We start from the raw sequence: 13700 nt of genomic DNA on the forward strand, positions 1-13700 counted from the left end.
GCGAAGCGCCGCCCGTGACACCACATCCCAGAGAGGAACACTCATGACTCAGCGCAGCAAGAGCTACCGCGCCATCGCGGAGAAGATCGACTTCGACCACCTGTACACCCCGCTCGAGGCGATCAAGTTCGCCAAGCAGGGCGCGACCGGTAAGAAGTTCAACTCCACCATCGATGTCGCGATGCGCCTCGGGGTCGACCCCCGCAAGGCCGACCAGATGGTGCGCGGCACCGTCAACCTTCCGCACGGCACCGGCAAGACGGCACGGGTCCTCGTCTTCGCCACCGGTGAGAAGGCCGAGGCCGCCAAGGCCGCCGGCGCCGACTTCGTCGGTGACGACGACCTGATCAAGAAGGTGACCGACGGCTGGCTCGACTTCGACGCCGTCGTCGCCACCCCCGACATGATGGGCAAGGTCGGCCGGCTGGGCCGTGTGCTCGGCCCGCGTGGTCTGATGCCGAACCCGAAGACCGGTACGGTCACCCCGGACGTGACGAAGGCTGTCACCGACATCAAGGGCGGCAAGATCGAGTTCCGGGTCGACCGGCACGCGAACCTGCACTTCATCATCGGCAAGGTCTCCTTCGACGAGACCCAGCTGGTGGAGAACTACAGCGCCGCGCTGGAGGAGATTCTCCGGCTGAAGCCCTCCAGTTCGAAGGGCCGCTACATCAAGAAGACCGTCTTCTCGACGACGATGGGTCCGGGCGTCCAGGTCGACCCGAACGCCACTCGCAACCTGCTCGAGGAGAACCCCGAGGCCTGAGCCTCGCCGGTCTCGTGGTACCCCGCAAGACAAACGAAGGGCCCCGGACCGGGGCCCTTCGCTGTGTCTGGTGATACCCGCGCGCCCATCGCAACAGCGCGGCTATTCTCTAGCCGCACCTGTGATCGAGGTTACGACCGAGCCCGGATCAGGCGCCTCCGCAATGGAGTCGCAGCGGCCGATCCGCCGTCTGCACGGTCCAGCCGTCGGCGTGTGTCTGGAGAACGCTGCCCGGATCGGCCTCCACCGGGCCCCGCGCCTCGGTCCGAGGATCGACCCGCGGCGACGGTACGGCGTACGTGGCGATCACAGTCCGCTGGCCGATGCCGGGGATTCGCGCCAGGGCCCGCGGCGAGGTGATGTTCAGTGCGGCGGTCTTGCGGCGGATGACGTCGGCAGGTTCGGTCAGGTCGAGGAGGTATTCCTCGGGAGTGAAGAACGGAGCCTCGGTCGCCTCGGCCGGGTCCTGCCAGGCGCCGGGTTCACCGGCGACCGCGCGGGGGACGGCAGCTTCGAGACACTCCCTCAGCAGTTCCCCCCATGCGTTCAGGAGGGCAGGCCCGTTGAGATCCTCCGGGAGCAGCCGGGAGCGCTGCGCCAGGATGTTGCCGGTGTCGAAGCCGGCCGCGGTCCGGTGCACGCTGGCCGCGACCCGGTCGTCGCCCTCGTAGATCAGCCGGGCCGGGTTCGGTCCACGCCCGGCGGGTAGCGGCGACGGATGGCAGTTGATCGCGCCGAACTTGGGCACGTCGAGGATCTCTGGCGGGATCAGCCGGGGGAAGGCGGCCGAGATGACCAGGTCGGGGTGCAGAGAGTCGATCACCGGGGCAGCGATGCCGCGGAGCTTCCCGGTGACGAGCACGCTCTGGGTCTCCGGCAGTTGGACGACGAGCGGGTTCGCCGACCCGCCGTACCGGTCGCCGGCACTCGGCGGCAGGGTGACGACGAGGATGATCTCGTGGCCATGCCGGGCCGCCCAGTCGGCGACCAGGCGGTAGCCGGGCAGGAACGCGTTCAGGCTGACGATGCGCAGGGGTCGATTGTTCACGTCCCCCGGTACGGAGCCCGGGCGGCGATCGGATCGAGGCATCTCAGCGGGCAACGAGATCCGGGGTCAGGTCCGAGATGCTCCTGCAACCGGACAGGCGGAGGGCGTGCTCGAACTCGGCACCGAGTTCTCCGAGCAGGCGGGTGACGCCCGCGGAGCCGCCGACGCTCAGGGCCCAGAGCGCGGGTCGGCCGACGAAGACCGCGCGGGCGCCGAGGGCCAGCGCCGCGAGGACGTGCTCCCCGCGCCGGATCCCGCCGTCGACGTAGACCTCGGCACCGGTCCCGGCGAGGGCCTCCGCGACCTCGGGCAGAGCCCGCGCGGTCGAGATCGAGCCGTCGAGCTGGCGACCACCGTGGTTCGACACGATCACGCCGGCCGCACCCGCGTCGACGCATCGCTTGGCGTCGTCGCCCCGCAGTATGCCCTTGACCAGGACCGGGAGTCCGGTGCGCTCGCCCAGCCAGCCGATCACGTCCGGGGTCAGGTCGTCCGCCTTCGCCAGGTCGTCGGCGGTGTAGTCGTTCGCGACCAGGTTCGCCAGCAGGTGGCCCGACTGGATCACCTCCCAGACGGTCGGCCCGTCGTCCTCCTTGCGCCCGACCACCGGAGTGTCAGCCGTGAGCATGACGGCCCGTGCCCCAGCGGCGACCGCCGCGTCCAGCATCCGCACGGTCACCTCGCGGTTCTTCACCACGTAGATCTGCAGCCACCAGGCAGCACCGGCCGCGCCGATGTCGGCGAACGTCGTACCGGCGTTGCTGGAGACGCCGAGGACCGAGTTCGCCGCGGCGACGCCCGCCGACATGGCCGCCTCGCCGTCGGGGTCCGCCTGCCGCTGCATCGTGGTCGGAGCGACCAGCACCGGCAGGTCGACCGGCGTACCGAGCACTGTGGTCGAGATGTCCACGGTCGACACGTCGGTCAGCACGCGAGGGCGGAAACGGTACGAGCTCCAGGCCGCGACGGCCTCGCCCACGCTGATCCCACCGGCGGAACCCTGCCGGAAGTACCGGTGCAGGGGCTCCGGCAGCTTCTCGGCGGCCGCCTCTTCCAGGCTGTCGATCCATCGCATGAGCCTGATCCTCGCATCCGGAAGGCGCTGCCGGAAGGCGCGTGCCGGAAGGTGGCCAAGCCAGGAAAAAGGTTGCCCAGCCAGGTAAAGTTGGTCCCGTGAAGCAGTACGAGCGGCGATTTCTCCGCCCCGGCCGGCACAGCGGTGCCGACGGGGTGAGCTGCTGCTGCGCTCTCTCCTGAGGTGACCGCGGCCGGTCGGGGTGTCTGTCCCCCTCGAACCCGCTGCTCCCTTGGAGAGAATTACGATGTCCGTCCTCACCGCTGAAGAACTGAACAACACCCTTGCCCTCCGCGACCTCGCCGACCCGGCCCAGGGACCGCATGCGATCCAGCTGATCGTCGACCAGCTCCGTACCGCGCTGGGCCACGCGTGGCCGTACACCGAGATCTGGACCCGGCGAGATCATCCGGTCGTCTCCCTCGCCGACAACTACGACAACCTCGGGTACGCCGCCGGGGCGGTCACCCGCGAGGCGCGGTACACGCGCTATGCCTCCGAAGGCGAGGTACTGCGCAGCCATACGTCGGCGATGATCCCGCCCGCGCTGCGCGAGCTCGCCGCGTCCGACTCGACCGACGTGCTGATGGTGTGCGCGGGGATCTGCTACCGGCGCGACTCCGTCGACTGGCAGCACACCGGTACGCCGCACCAGCTGGATCTGTGGCGGATCAGCCGCAACGTGACGCTCGGGGAGTCCGAGCTGGAGGAGATGATCGCCCGGCTGGTGGCCACCGTCCTGCCCGGGCAGACCTACCGGACAGTGCCGGCGGTCCACCCGTACACGACCCACGGCCGGCAGATCGACGTGCTGCTCGACGACCAGTGGATCGAGATCGGCGAGTGCGGAGTCGCGGCGCCCGACGTACTGCGCAAGGCCGGGCTCGACGAGAGCTGGACCGGCCTGGCGATGGGGCCCGGCCTGGACCGGTTGCTCATGCTGCGCAAGGGGATCCGGGACATCCGGTTGCTCCGGTCAACGGATCCCCGGGTGGCCGAGCAGATGCTCGACCTGCAGCCGTACAGGCCGGTCTCGGCGATGCCCGCCGTACGGCGTGACCTGTCGGTGGTGGTCGGGCCGGACGTCGACACCTCGGCCGAGGCGCTCGGCGACCGCGTCCGCAACGCCCTCGGCCCCGAAGCGGACGCCGCGGAATCTGTCGAGGTCCGCGGCGAGACGTCGTACGACGACCTGCCGGAGGCGGCGCGGACCCGGTTGCAGCTCGAGCCGGGGCAACGCAACGTCCTGGTCAGGTTGATCCTCAGGCCGCTGGACCGCACGCTCACCGACGCCGAGGCCAACCACCTCCGCGACCGGGTCTACTCGGCCTTGCACGAGGGTCCGGTGCTCGAACTGATCGGGTAGCAAGTACTTCCGGGGCTGGTGGCGAACACCAGCCCCGGAGGGATCAGCGCAACGCTGCGCAGAAGGTGGACGCCTTCGCGGTGATGTCGGCCCAGCGGCCGGCTTCCACGTCGGCCGGTGACACCACGTCGGTCCCGGCACTCACCGCCAGCGCGCCGGCGTCGAGGAACTGACGGGCGTTGCCGGCGTTCACACCGCCGGACGGGACCAGCGGTACGCCGGGGAACGGCCCACCGAGATCCTTCAGATACTTCGGCCCCAGGTGGTGCGCCGGGAAGATCTTCACCGCGTCGGAGCCGAGCGCGACCGCGGTCATCACCTCCGACGGGGTGAACGCGCCGAGCACGATCGGGATCCCCGCGTCGTGCGCGGCCGCCGCGATCGCCGCCGCCTCGGGACCCTGCCCGGGCGTGACCAGGAACTGCGCTCCCGCGTCGACAGCGGCGCGAGCCTGCTCCGCGGTCTGCACGGTGCCGGCGCCCACCACGGCTCCGGTATCACCGGACGCGGCCCGCTCCAGGTGCCGCGGCAGGTCCGGCGTGGTGAAGGTCAGCTCGATCACATGGATGCCGCCGGCAACGAGCGCCGAGCACAGGTCCCGCGCGTCGTCGATCGCCGGCGCCCGTACGACGCTCAGCACGCGGTCGCTGCGGAGCAGGTCCAGGGTGGTCATGCACTCTCTCCTCGGTTGGTTGCGGCACGGCGGATCGCGCGCCCGGGCAGTGCGTCGGTACGCCGGCCGTCGGCGATCACGGGGACACCACCGACCAGGACCCAGGGAATCCCTTCGGCCTGCTGCCGGGGGTTGTCGAAGGTCGCGGTGTCCCGCACGGCCGCCGGATCGAACAGCACCAGGTCAGCGTGATACCCCTCGCGGACCAGCCCGCGATCGGCCAGCCGGAGGCGGCTAGCGGGACGGCCGGTCAGGTGGTGCACGCAGTCCTCGAGCTCGAGCACGCCCAGCTCGCGGACGTAGTGCGCGAGGTAGCGGGGGAAGGTGCCCCAGGCCCGGGGGTGCGGTTTGCCGCCGACCAGGATCGCGTCCGAACCACCGGTGTGGGTCGGGTGCTTCATGATCGCCTGCACGTTCGCCTCGTGGCCGATGTGCTGCAGGATCGTGGTCGCCAGGTTGTCCCGGATCAGCAGGTCGAAGAACACCCAGGACGGGGGTTTGCCGATGCCGGCCGCGATCGCCGCGACGGTGTTGCCGACCGCGCCGCTCAGCGTCTGGTTCCGCACACCACTGATCTCGATGGTGTTCCAGTCCGTCACGCAGCCGTGGCTGCCGTCAGTGCCGACCTGCTCCAGCTCGTAGGTGATCCGCTCGCGATCAGCCGGGTCGGCGAGCCTCGTCAACAGCGCGTCCGGGCCGCCCTCCGCGGTCCAGCTCGGCAGGATCGCCGCCAGGGTGGTTGCCCCGGGCAAGTAAGGGTAGGAGTCGGTGGTGATGTCGACGCCGTCGGCCAGCGCCTCGTCGAGCATCGCCAGCAGGTCGGCCCCGCGGCCCTTGTTCGGCTCGAAGTTCATCGTCGCGTGGGTGAGGTGGAGCGCGCAGCCAGACGCTCGCGCCACGTCGACCATCTCTGCGTATGCCTCCAGCGCGCCCTTTCCGTAGGACCGCTGGTGCGGGCTGTAGTAGCCGCCGTACTCCGTGACCACTCGGCACAGCTCGATCAGTTCGGCGGTATCGGCGAACATCCCGGGGGTGTAGGTCAGCCCGCTGCTCATCCCGACAGCCCCTTGCTCGAGGCCCTCGGCGAGCAGCCGCTTCATCTCCGCGAGCTCGGCGCTGGTGGCCGGGCGGTTGGCGGTGCCGACCACCATCATCCGTAACGTGCCCTGCGGGACCAGGTACGCCGCGTTGCAGGCGATCCCCTGATCCAGCCGGTCGAGGTACCCGGCGACACTGGACCAGGAGAAGTCGAAGTCGTCCGGCTCCCCGTTCCACCCGGCGATCTGGCGCCGTACGGCGGAACGGGTGGCGTCGTCGATCGGCGCGAACGACAGGCCGTCCTGGCCGAGCACCTCCAGCGTGACACCCTGGCTGACCTTCGCCAGGTGGTCCGGGTTCGCCAGGATCTGCAGGTCCGAGTGGGCGTGCATGTCGATGAAGCCCGGCGAGAGCACCAGGCCGTCGGCCGGGATGGTCCACCCGGCCGCCGGCAGATCGTTGCCGATGGCCACGATCCGGCCGGCGTCGACGGCGACGTCGGCCCGCACCCCCGGCGCGCCGGTGCCGTCGACCACGGTCGCGCCGGTGATCAGCAGATCGGTCATCTCCGGCCCTCAGAAGAAGGTGCGGACCAGGTCGACCACGACCGGGTCGTCGGCATCCGGGTCGTCGATGACCGGGATCAGTCCCCACTTGTCGAAGGCCGTGCACGGGTGCGACAAGCCGACCCGGAGCTCGTCCCCGATCACCAGCGGCGGTTCGCCTTCGGCGGAGAAGCGGAGAAACCCGTGCTGGTCGTTCAGCTTGGTCACCGTCATCCCTTCGACCGCGCGGGCGGAGTCCCCAGCGGTCCGCGGCCGCAGTACCTGCGGCTCGGGCATGCCCTCGTCGAAGGGTAGGTCGCGCTTGCCGGCATCGAAGATCGCCAGCCCTGGTTCGGGTTGTGAGGTGATCCGGATCCAGCCGTGCATGGCGGGAATCAGCCGTTCGCCGTCGGTACGCGGTACCGACCCGAGCGGCGACACCTTCCGGTAGTACCCGTCGTCGTGCGCGATGTAGGCGCCGGACCGCAGCAGCACCCGCGCCCCGTTCTTGCCGAGCGGTGCGAGCACCTCGGCCACCTGCTCGAAGTACGCGCTGCCGCCGGCGCTGACCACCGGTACTACGTCAGCGTCGTACCGGTCCTGCTCCTGGAGGCAGGTGTGGACCGCGGCGAGGTCGCGGAGGTAAGAGCGGACGTGCTCGAGCCCGGCCTCGTCGGCCCCGCGGGCGATCGCCCCTTCGTAGCCGGCGACTCCGGCGAGTCGCAGGGTCCGCGAGTCGGCGATCGCGTTGCCCACCGCGACTCCGGTCTCGACATCGCGCACACCGGTCCGGCCACCGGTCCCACCGACCTCGACCAGTACGTCGAGCCGCCGGGCGTCGGGGCCGACGTGGGCGGCGCGAGCGGCGTCCAGCAGTTCGACCGTGCGGACCGAGTCGGCCCAGACCATCACCTCGAAGTCCGGGTCGGCCGCGAGCTCGTCCGCGATCCACCGCAACTGCAGCGGGGAGACCACCGAGTTGGCGATCATCACCCGGCTCACTCCGTACTCCCGGGCGACTCCGAGCTGGAACGCGTTCGCCAGCGTGATCGCCCAGGAACCGGCCTCGAGCTGCGCCGCCCAGAGCGCCGGGGCCATCGTGGTCTTGCCGTGCGGAGCGAGGTCGACGCCGTGCTCGGCGCACCAGCGGGCCAGGGTGGCGACGTTGTGCTGCAGGCCGGGCGCGGACAGCGTGAGCAGGGGAGTCGGCAGGTTGGACAGGCGCGGCTTGTCGGCCAGCACCTCGGCAACGGTCCGGCCCCAGAATGACGGCGGCAACGCCTTGTCCTGCCAGCTGATCGGCTGGTCCGCTAGAGCGGCGACGGCGGCGGCATCGTACGAAGCTGACATGACGTCCTCTGCTGATCGATATCGGTTTGTCAGGGCCAAGTCTGGGCCCAACCTACGCCGATTGCATATGACGCAACAGTCGTTGCGCAGTCTGACGCCTCGGTTGTAGCATCGCGCCAGAACTCCCGTCAACGCAGCGGTGAAAGGACACCCGATGGTCGACCTGGTGCCGCGTGCGGTCTGCCTCGGTGAGGCGATGATCATGCTCGCCGGCGAGACCGGTGCCGCGCTGGAGGATGTCGAGACGTTCCGCCGTTCCGTCGGGGGCGCTGAGTGCAACGTCGCGGGTGGGCTGGCAGCGCTGGACATCCCGACCGGCTGGATCTCGCGTGTCGGCGCCGACGGTTTCGGCCGCCACGTACTGCGCGACCTGCAGGTCCGTGGTGTGGAAGTCGGTGCCGTCGAGGACGATCCGGTCCGGCCGACCGGGCTTTACGTGAAAGACGCCGTCGCCGGGCGGAGCCGGATGCACTACTACCGCTCCGGCTCCGCCGCGTCGGCCATGGATGCGGCCTTCCTCGATCGGCCGGCAGTGCGGAACCGCCTGGTCGGTGCCGAGCTCGTGCACACCACCGGGATCACCGCGGCCATCTCGACCACGGCGGCCGAGATGCTCGATCGGCTGACTGCCTTGAGGGACACCCTCGGCTTCACCTTGAGTGTCGACCTGAACTGGCGTCCCGCGTTGTGGCGCGACGCCGATCCGGCTCCGTTGTGGCGGCTGCTACGCGCGGCCGACGTCGTACTGATCGGGGCGGACGAGGCGATGGTGTTCGCCGGGACCGGTGATCCCGCGAAGCTGCGCGAACTGCTCGGGCCTCGGTCGACGATCGTGGTGAAGTCGGATGAGCATGTTGCCCTCGCGTTGGAGCCGGACGGTCGACGTACGGAGGTTCCGGCGCTTACTGTCGAGGTGGTAGAGCCAGTGGGTGCCGGGGATGCTTTCGCCGCCGGGTTCCTGGCCGGGACCTTGCACGCCATGCCGATGGAGCAGCGGTTGCGGCTGGGGCACCTGAGCGCTGCTGCGGTGCTGGCCGTTCGTGAGGACCACGCGGCTCCGCCTCCGCTCGCTGCCCGGCAGGCGCTGCTCGTCTGCTCGGATGAAGACTGGGCCGGGACGCAGGTCGGTCCGGGCGGCATCAGGTCATCGGCCCTGGTGGGAGGTGCGGTGTGAGTCAGAGCCTGGCCAGAGCACTGCAGATCCTGGCGAGCCTCGGGGAGGGCGACCGCTCGCTCGACCAGCTCGCCACAGAGTTGGACGTGCACAAGACGACAGTGCTGCGTCTGCTGCGCACGATGGAGGCCGAGCGCTTCGTCCGCCGTGACGGGTCACACCGGTACCAGTTGGGTTCTCGGCTGTTCTCTTTGGCGGATGCGGCCCGCGAGCAACACGTCGTACGGGCTGTGGCCGCGCCGCACCTGCGGCAGCTCAATCAGAAGACCGGGCAGACCGTGCACCTGGCGGCGTACGAGAACGGGCAGGTCATCTACATCGACAAGCTCGACAGCGTGCAGTCGGTCCGGATGTACTCCCAGATCGGCGTCCCGGCGGCGCTGCACTGCACCGCGGTCGGCAAGGTCCTGCTGGCCGCTCAGCCGAAGCGGCAGCGCGAGGCTCTGCTGACCAGCATCGACTACCACCAGTACACGCCGAACACGATCTCCGGCCCGGACGAACTGCGCGACGAGCTGGACCGGGTCCGGGCGCAGGGCTGGGCCCACGACCGGGCCGAGCACGAGTCCTTCATCAACTGCATCGGCGCGCCGATCGCCGACCGCTCCGGCCGGGTGGTGGGAGCCGTGTCCGTCTCGGTCCCCGACGTCCTGCTCAACTATGAACAGGTGCTCGAGCTGCTGCCCGACCTGCTCGCCACCTCGGCCGCCATCGGCGCCGACTACACCAACTGATCGAGAGGAACCTCGTATGTCCGACAAGACCGTCATCTCCACCACCGACGCCCCCGCGCCGATGCCGGTGTTCTCCCAGGGAGTCCGCAAGGGCAACATCCTGCAGGTGTCCGGCCAGGGCTCGGTCGACCCGGAGAGCGGCCAGTTCGTCTTCGAGGGTGACGTGAAGGCGCAGACCACCCGGGTGCTGCAGAACATCGAGGCGATCCTGAAGGCCGGTGGCGCCACCTTCGACGACGTCGTGATGCTGCGCGTCTACCTGACCACCCGCGACAACTTCGTCCCGATGAACGACGCGTACGCCGAGTTCGTCGGCACCCGTACTCCGAGCGGCGTGCTGCCGTCGCGGACCACTGTCTTCACCGGCCTCCCGCTCGAGCCCATGCTGGTCGAGATCGACGCCCTCGCGGTCCTGTCCTGACCCATCCGACCCGCGGGAATGCCGTCTCATCATCTAGTTGAGGATGGGACGATAGGCAGGATGGCAGACCCCGTCAGTCTCTGGAAGATCGCTCCCTCGGTCTATCTGCCCGCGCTGCTGTACGGCATCGGCCAGGGAGCGATCGCTCCCGTTGTCGCTCTGTCCGCCCGCGACCTGGGCGCCTCGTTCGCGGGCGCCAGTCTCGTCGTCGCCGCGGCCGGCGTCGGCCAGGTGATCGGCGACATCCCGGCCGGCGCGCTGACCACAAGGATCGGCGAGCGCCGCGCGATGCTGCTCGCCACCGGCCTCGTCTCCGTCGCCCTGGTCGCCTGCCTGGTGGTCCCGACCGTCTGGGGTCTTGCCGTCGCGATCGGCGCGACCGGGCTGGCCGGCGCTGTCTGGGGTCTCGCCCGGCAGGCCTACCTCAGCGAGGCCGTACCCCTGGAAATGCGGGCGCGGGCGCTGTCCACGCTCGGTGGCGTCCAGCGGATCGGCTCGTTCATCGGGCCGTTCCTGGGTGCCTTCGCGATGAAGTTCCTCGGCACCGACGGCGCCTACTGGGTCCACCTCGTCGCCGCGGCCCTCGCCTGCGTGGTGCTGCTCAGCCTCCCCGACATCGAGTCCGTACGCCGGAGTCGCGCTGCTCGCCCGATGGTCATGCAGTCCACCCGCGCCGTCATCCAGGAACACCTTCCCGTACTGCGGACGCTGGGAATCGGCGCGCTCCTGGTTGGCGCCGTCCGGGCGTCGCGGCAGGTGGTGATCCCGCTGTGGGCCGAGCACATCGGGCTGGATCCGCAGACGACGAGCCTGATCTTCGGGATCTCCGGCGCGGTCGACATGCTGCTCTTCTATCCGGCGGGCTCCGTGATGGACCGGTTCGGCCGCAAGTGGGCCGCCGTACCGTCCATGCTCGTGCTGGGTCTCGCGCACCTGTTGTTGCCGTTGACGCACTCGGGTGGGGCGTTGACCGCGGTCGCGTTGCTGATGGGAATCGGCAACGGGCTCGGCGCCGGGGTGATCATGACGCTCGGCGCGGACGCGTCACCGCCGGTCGGCAGGGCGCAGTTCCTCGGCGCCTTCCGCCTCTTCGCCGACACCGGCAACGGCGCCGGCCCGTTCCTCATCGCGGCGGTGACGGCTCTGTCCAGTCTGGCCCCGGCTGTACTGTTCATGGGGCTCACGGGTTGGGCCGCGGCCTTCGCCATGAGCCGCTGGATCCCGCCGCGTCCCCAGGCTCCGAAGTAGCTTTCCGGGCGTTCGCAGTAGCAGACCCGGTAACCGATTTGGTGGCGGCGTCACGGCCGGTTACTCTTGAGGCTGCCGAAGACCGCTGGTCGTTGCTCCCGGAGCAACTGAAGGTCCCACAAGTTCGTGGGCGGCCCGCGTAGGTGACAAGTAAGTGAGAGTAGTTTTCTTCACGCCCTTGCGCCTGCGCAGGGGCGTTTTCGATTCTGCGGGTCCTGGCCGGTGCGGCAACGAAGCCCAACCCTGTGATTGCAGGGCGGAAGGAGACCCATGGCGAGGCCGGACAAGGCAGCCGCCGTCGCAGAGCTCACGGAGAACTTCAAGAGCTCTAACGGCGCCGTGCTGACCGAGTACCGCGGACTCACTGTGGCGCAGTTGCGGCAGTTGCGCACTACGCTCGGTGACGACGTGAACTACGCCGTGGTGAAGAACACGCTGACCCAGATCGCGGCCAAGGACGCGGGAGTGGAGTCGTTCGACTCGCTGCTGCAGGGTCCGTCGGCCATCGCCTTCATCAAGGGCGACCCGGTGGTCGCGGCCAAGGGGCTGCGTGACTTCGCCAAGGCCAATCCCCTTCTCGTCATCAAGGGCGGTGTGCTGGACGGCAAGGCACTCAGCTCCGACGAGATCAACAAGCTCGCTGACCTGGAGTCGCGTGAGGTTCTCCTCTCGAAGCTCGCAGGTGCGATGAAGGCGGCCCCGCAGCAAGCGGTGTCGCTGTTCGCTGCTCCGCTGTCGCAGGCCGCGCGCCTGTTCGCGGCGCTGCAGGACAAGCTGCCGGCCGGCGACGCCCCCGTGGCGGACGAGGCTCCGGCTGCGGAGGCCGTGCAGGACGCACCGGCCGACGCACCTGCCGAGGCGAGCACCGAGGAGACCGCGTCAGCCGACAGCTGACCCGTTCGAATCACGCAGGACCCCAGTCAGTAATCACCTAGCAACACACTTATCGGAAGGACCGCCAAAATGGCGAAGCTCAGCACCGAAGAGCTGCTCGGCCAGTTCAAGGACCTCACCCTGCTCGAGCTCTCTGAGTTCGTGAAGGCGTTCGAGGAGGAGTTCGGCGTGACCGCCGCCGCTCCCGTCGCAGTTGCCGCGGCCCCGGCCGCCGGTGGCGGCGCCGCCGAGGAGACCGTCGAGCAGGACGAGTTCGACGTCGTCCTCGAGGCGGCCGGCGACAAGAAGATCCAGGTCATCAAGGAGGTGCGCGGCCTCACCAGCCTCGGCCTGAAGGAGGCCAAGGACCTCGTCGAGAGTGCGCCGAAGGCCATCCTGGAGAAGGTCGACAAGGCTGCCGCGGAGAAGGCCAAGGAGGCCCTCGAGGGCGCCGGCGCCACCGTCACCCTGAAGTGACCCGTGCGGCCCAGCCGCACACCCAGTAGTACCGCGAAGGGCGGTCCCGCCAAGGGACCGCCCTTCGTCACGTCCGGCCGTCTCACGTCCGGCCGTCTCACGTCCGGCCGTCTCACGTCCGCCGGCGTCGCGACGAGGGCCAGGCAGCACCACGAGCACACCGACCCGCGACGAAGCGGGTTGTCGCCAGGGTGCCTGGTGATCGCGCCGATCCGGAGGAATCGGAGGCTGGTTCGGGCCTGGGCCTGGCAGGTTGTTGGCCGGCTGCCGGCCTACGAGGCGCCAGCCGCCGCACAACCCGCCAGCGCCCGGCCGATTCGCCGGCCCAGTGCAGACGGCGTGCCGCCACGGAGACCTGGAACACCTCGTAGGGACCGAGGACACCTCCTACGGCCCCGACGTACCGGCAGTCGGTGCGGTTGTGGGGACCTGGGACACCTCGCAGGGGACCGGCGTCGCCTTCTTGGGGCGCGAGATGCCGGTGGTGGGTGCGGTTGCGGGGACCGGGGACACCTTGTGGGGACTGGGGACAGGTTGTTTCGTGTCCGCGGTCCCGGTTTGGTGTCCGAGGTCCCACCTTGTGCACCGGGTGAGTGTCCGGGGCTCCCGGGGCTGCTCCAGCCGTGTACTAAGTGTCGGTTCGGTTTGCCCTCCGCCGCCCCGGACCCGGCCGGGTGTCCGAGGGAGCACTTTGTGCACCGGGTGAGTGTTCGGGGGCGGTCGGATCTACTCAGGCGGTGCACAAGGTGCCGGGGTTCGGTGAGCCCAGCCGCCCCGGGGTCGAGGACCCGCCGGCTCTGGACGAGGTAGCTCGTCGGGCTTGTGGGTGGGCGAGCTTTCCGGCGCTTGTCACCAGACCTCTCAGCCGAGCGGGCCCAGCTCGCTGAGATCACTGACAGCTCGCGTGACCCG

The 13700-nt window shown here is 69.7% G+C and carries 13 protein-coding genes; 8 read left to right on the plus strand and 5 right to left on the minus strand.

The features are described 5' to 3' along the window. Positions 1 to 43 precede the first annotated feature (43 nt). Positions 44 to 766 (plus strand): 50S ribosomal protein L1, encoded by a 723-nt coding sequence (rplA, locus tag ACFPJ1_RS29775; protein ID WP_380108915.1) that lies wholly within the window; start codon positions 44 to 46, stop codon positions 764 to 766. A gap of 148 nt (positions 767 to 914) precedes the next feature. Here rplA and ACFPJ1_RS29780 read toward each other — a convergent pair whose 3' ends face one another. Together ACFPJ1_RS29780 and ACFPJ1_RS29785 are read right to left on the minus strand one after the other, a co-directional pair. After that, positions 915 to 1814, minus strand: coding sequence for a methionyl-tRNA formyltransferase (locus ACFPJ1_RS29780; protein ID WP_380108917.1), 900 nt, complete (start codon positions 1812 to 1814; stop codon positions 915 to 917). 43 nt (positions 1815 to 1857) lie between these two features. After that, entirely contained in the window at positions 1858 to 2889 is a 1032-nt protein-coding gene (locus ACFPJ1_RS29785; protein ID WP_380108918.1) for an alpha-hydroxy acid oxidase, read from the minus strand. A 247-nt stretch (positions 2890 to 3136) separates the two neighbouring features. Between ACFPJ1_RS29785 and srmL the strand changes: the two genes are divergently transcribed. Next, positions 3137 to 4255: a PheS-related mystery ligase SrmL gene (gene srmL / locus ACFPJ1_RS29790; protein WP_380108919.1), complete on the plus strand. Its 1119-nt coding sequence runs from the start codon at positions 3137 to 3139 to the stop codon at positions 4253 to 4255. A 43-nt stretch (positions 4256 to 4298) separates the two neighbouring features. Here the strand turns inward: srmL and ACFPJ1_RS29795 are convergent, their stop codons facing one another. Genes ACFPJ1_RS29795 through ACFPJ1_RS29805 form a run of 3 tightly spaced genes read right to left on the minus strand, consistent with a single transcriptional unit; the run spans position 4299 to position 7861 of the window. After that, the gene (locus ACFPJ1_RS29795; protein ID WP_380108921.1) at positions 4299 to 4928 is read right to left on the minus strand and encodes a bifunctional 4-hydroxy-2-oxoglutarate aldolase/2-dehydro-3-deoxy-phosphogluconate aldolase; all 630 of its coding nucleotides are present in this window, start codon (positions 4926 to 4928) and stop codon (positions 4299 to 4301) included. Continuing rightward, positions 4925 to 6532, minus strand: coding sequence for an N-acyl-D-amino-acid deacylase family protein (locus tag ACFPJ1_RS29800; protein WP_380108922.1), 1608 nt, complete (start codon positions 6530 to 6532; stop codon positions 4925 to 4927). The genes ACFPJ1_RS29795 and ACFPJ1_RS29800 overlap by 4 nt, the downstream gene beginning before the upstream one ends. Before the next feature lie 9 nt (positions 6533 to 6541). Beyond that, entirely contained in the window at positions 6542 to 7861 is a 1320-nt protein-coding gene (locus ACFPJ1_RS29805; RefSeq protein ID WP_380108923.1) for a type III PLP-dependent enzyme domain-containing protein, read from the minus strand. Positions 7862 to 8015: 154 nt separating this feature from the next. Between ACFPJ1_RS29805 and ACFPJ1_RS29810 the strand changes: the two genes are divergently transcribed. The 6 genes from ACFPJ1_RS29810 (at position 8016) to rplL (ending at position 12788) form a co-directional block, all read left to right on the plus strand. Then, the gene (locus tag ACFPJ1_RS29810; protein ID WP_380108924.1) at positions 8016 to 9035 is read left to right on the plus strand and encodes a sugar kinase; all 1020 of its coding nucleotides are present in this window, start codon (positions 8016 to 8018) and stop codon (positions 9033 to 9035) included. Further along, positions 9032 to 9769 carry an IclR family transcriptional regulator gene (locus ACFPJ1_RS29815; RefSeq protein WP_380108925.1) on the plus strand — a complete coding sequence of 246 codons (738 nt, stop codon included), beginning with the start codon at positions 9032 to 9034 and terminating at the stop codon, positions 9767 to 9769. Before ACFPJ1_RS29810 ends, ACFPJ1_RS29815 begins: the two co-directional genes overlap by 4 nt. A gap of 16 nt (positions 9770 to 9785) precedes the next feature. Further along, positions 9786 to 10190 (plus strand): RidA family protein, encoded by a 405-nt coding sequence (locus ACFPJ1_RS29820; RefSeq protein WP_380108927.1) that lies wholly within the window; start codon positions 9786 to 9788, stop codon positions 10188 to 10190. Between the two features lie 60 nt (positions 10191 to 10250). Continuing rightward, complete coding sequence (locus ACFPJ1_RS29825) at positions 10251 to 11438, plus strand: MFS transporter (RefSeq protein ID WP_380108929.1); 1188 nt, start codon at positions 10251 to 10253, stop codon at positions 11436 to 11438. Between the two features lie 270 nt (positions 11439 to 11708). Then, positions 11709 to 12332 (plus strand): 50S ribosomal protein L10, encoded by a 624-nt coding sequence (gene rplJ / locus ACFPJ1_RS29830; RefSeq protein ID WP_132190594.1) that lies wholly within the window; start codon positions 11709 to 11711, stop codon positions 12330 to 12332. A 69-nt stretch (positions 12333 to 12401) separates the two neighbouring features. Then, positions 12402 to 12788 carry a 50S ribosomal protein L7/L12 gene (gene rplL / locus ACFPJ1_RS29835; RefSeq protein WP_132190595.1) on the plus strand — a complete coding sequence of 129 codons (387 nt, stop codon included), beginning with the start codon at positions 12402 to 12404 and terminating at the stop codon, positions 12786 to 12788. Positions 12789 to 13700: the final 912 nt, after the last annotated feature.

The sequence above is a fragment of the Kribbella qitaiheensis genome, assembly GCF_042657745.1.
GTDB classification, from domain to species: domain Bacteria; phylum Actinomycetota; class Actinomycetes; order Propionibacteriales; family Kribbellaceae; genus Kribbella; species Kribbella qitaiheensis.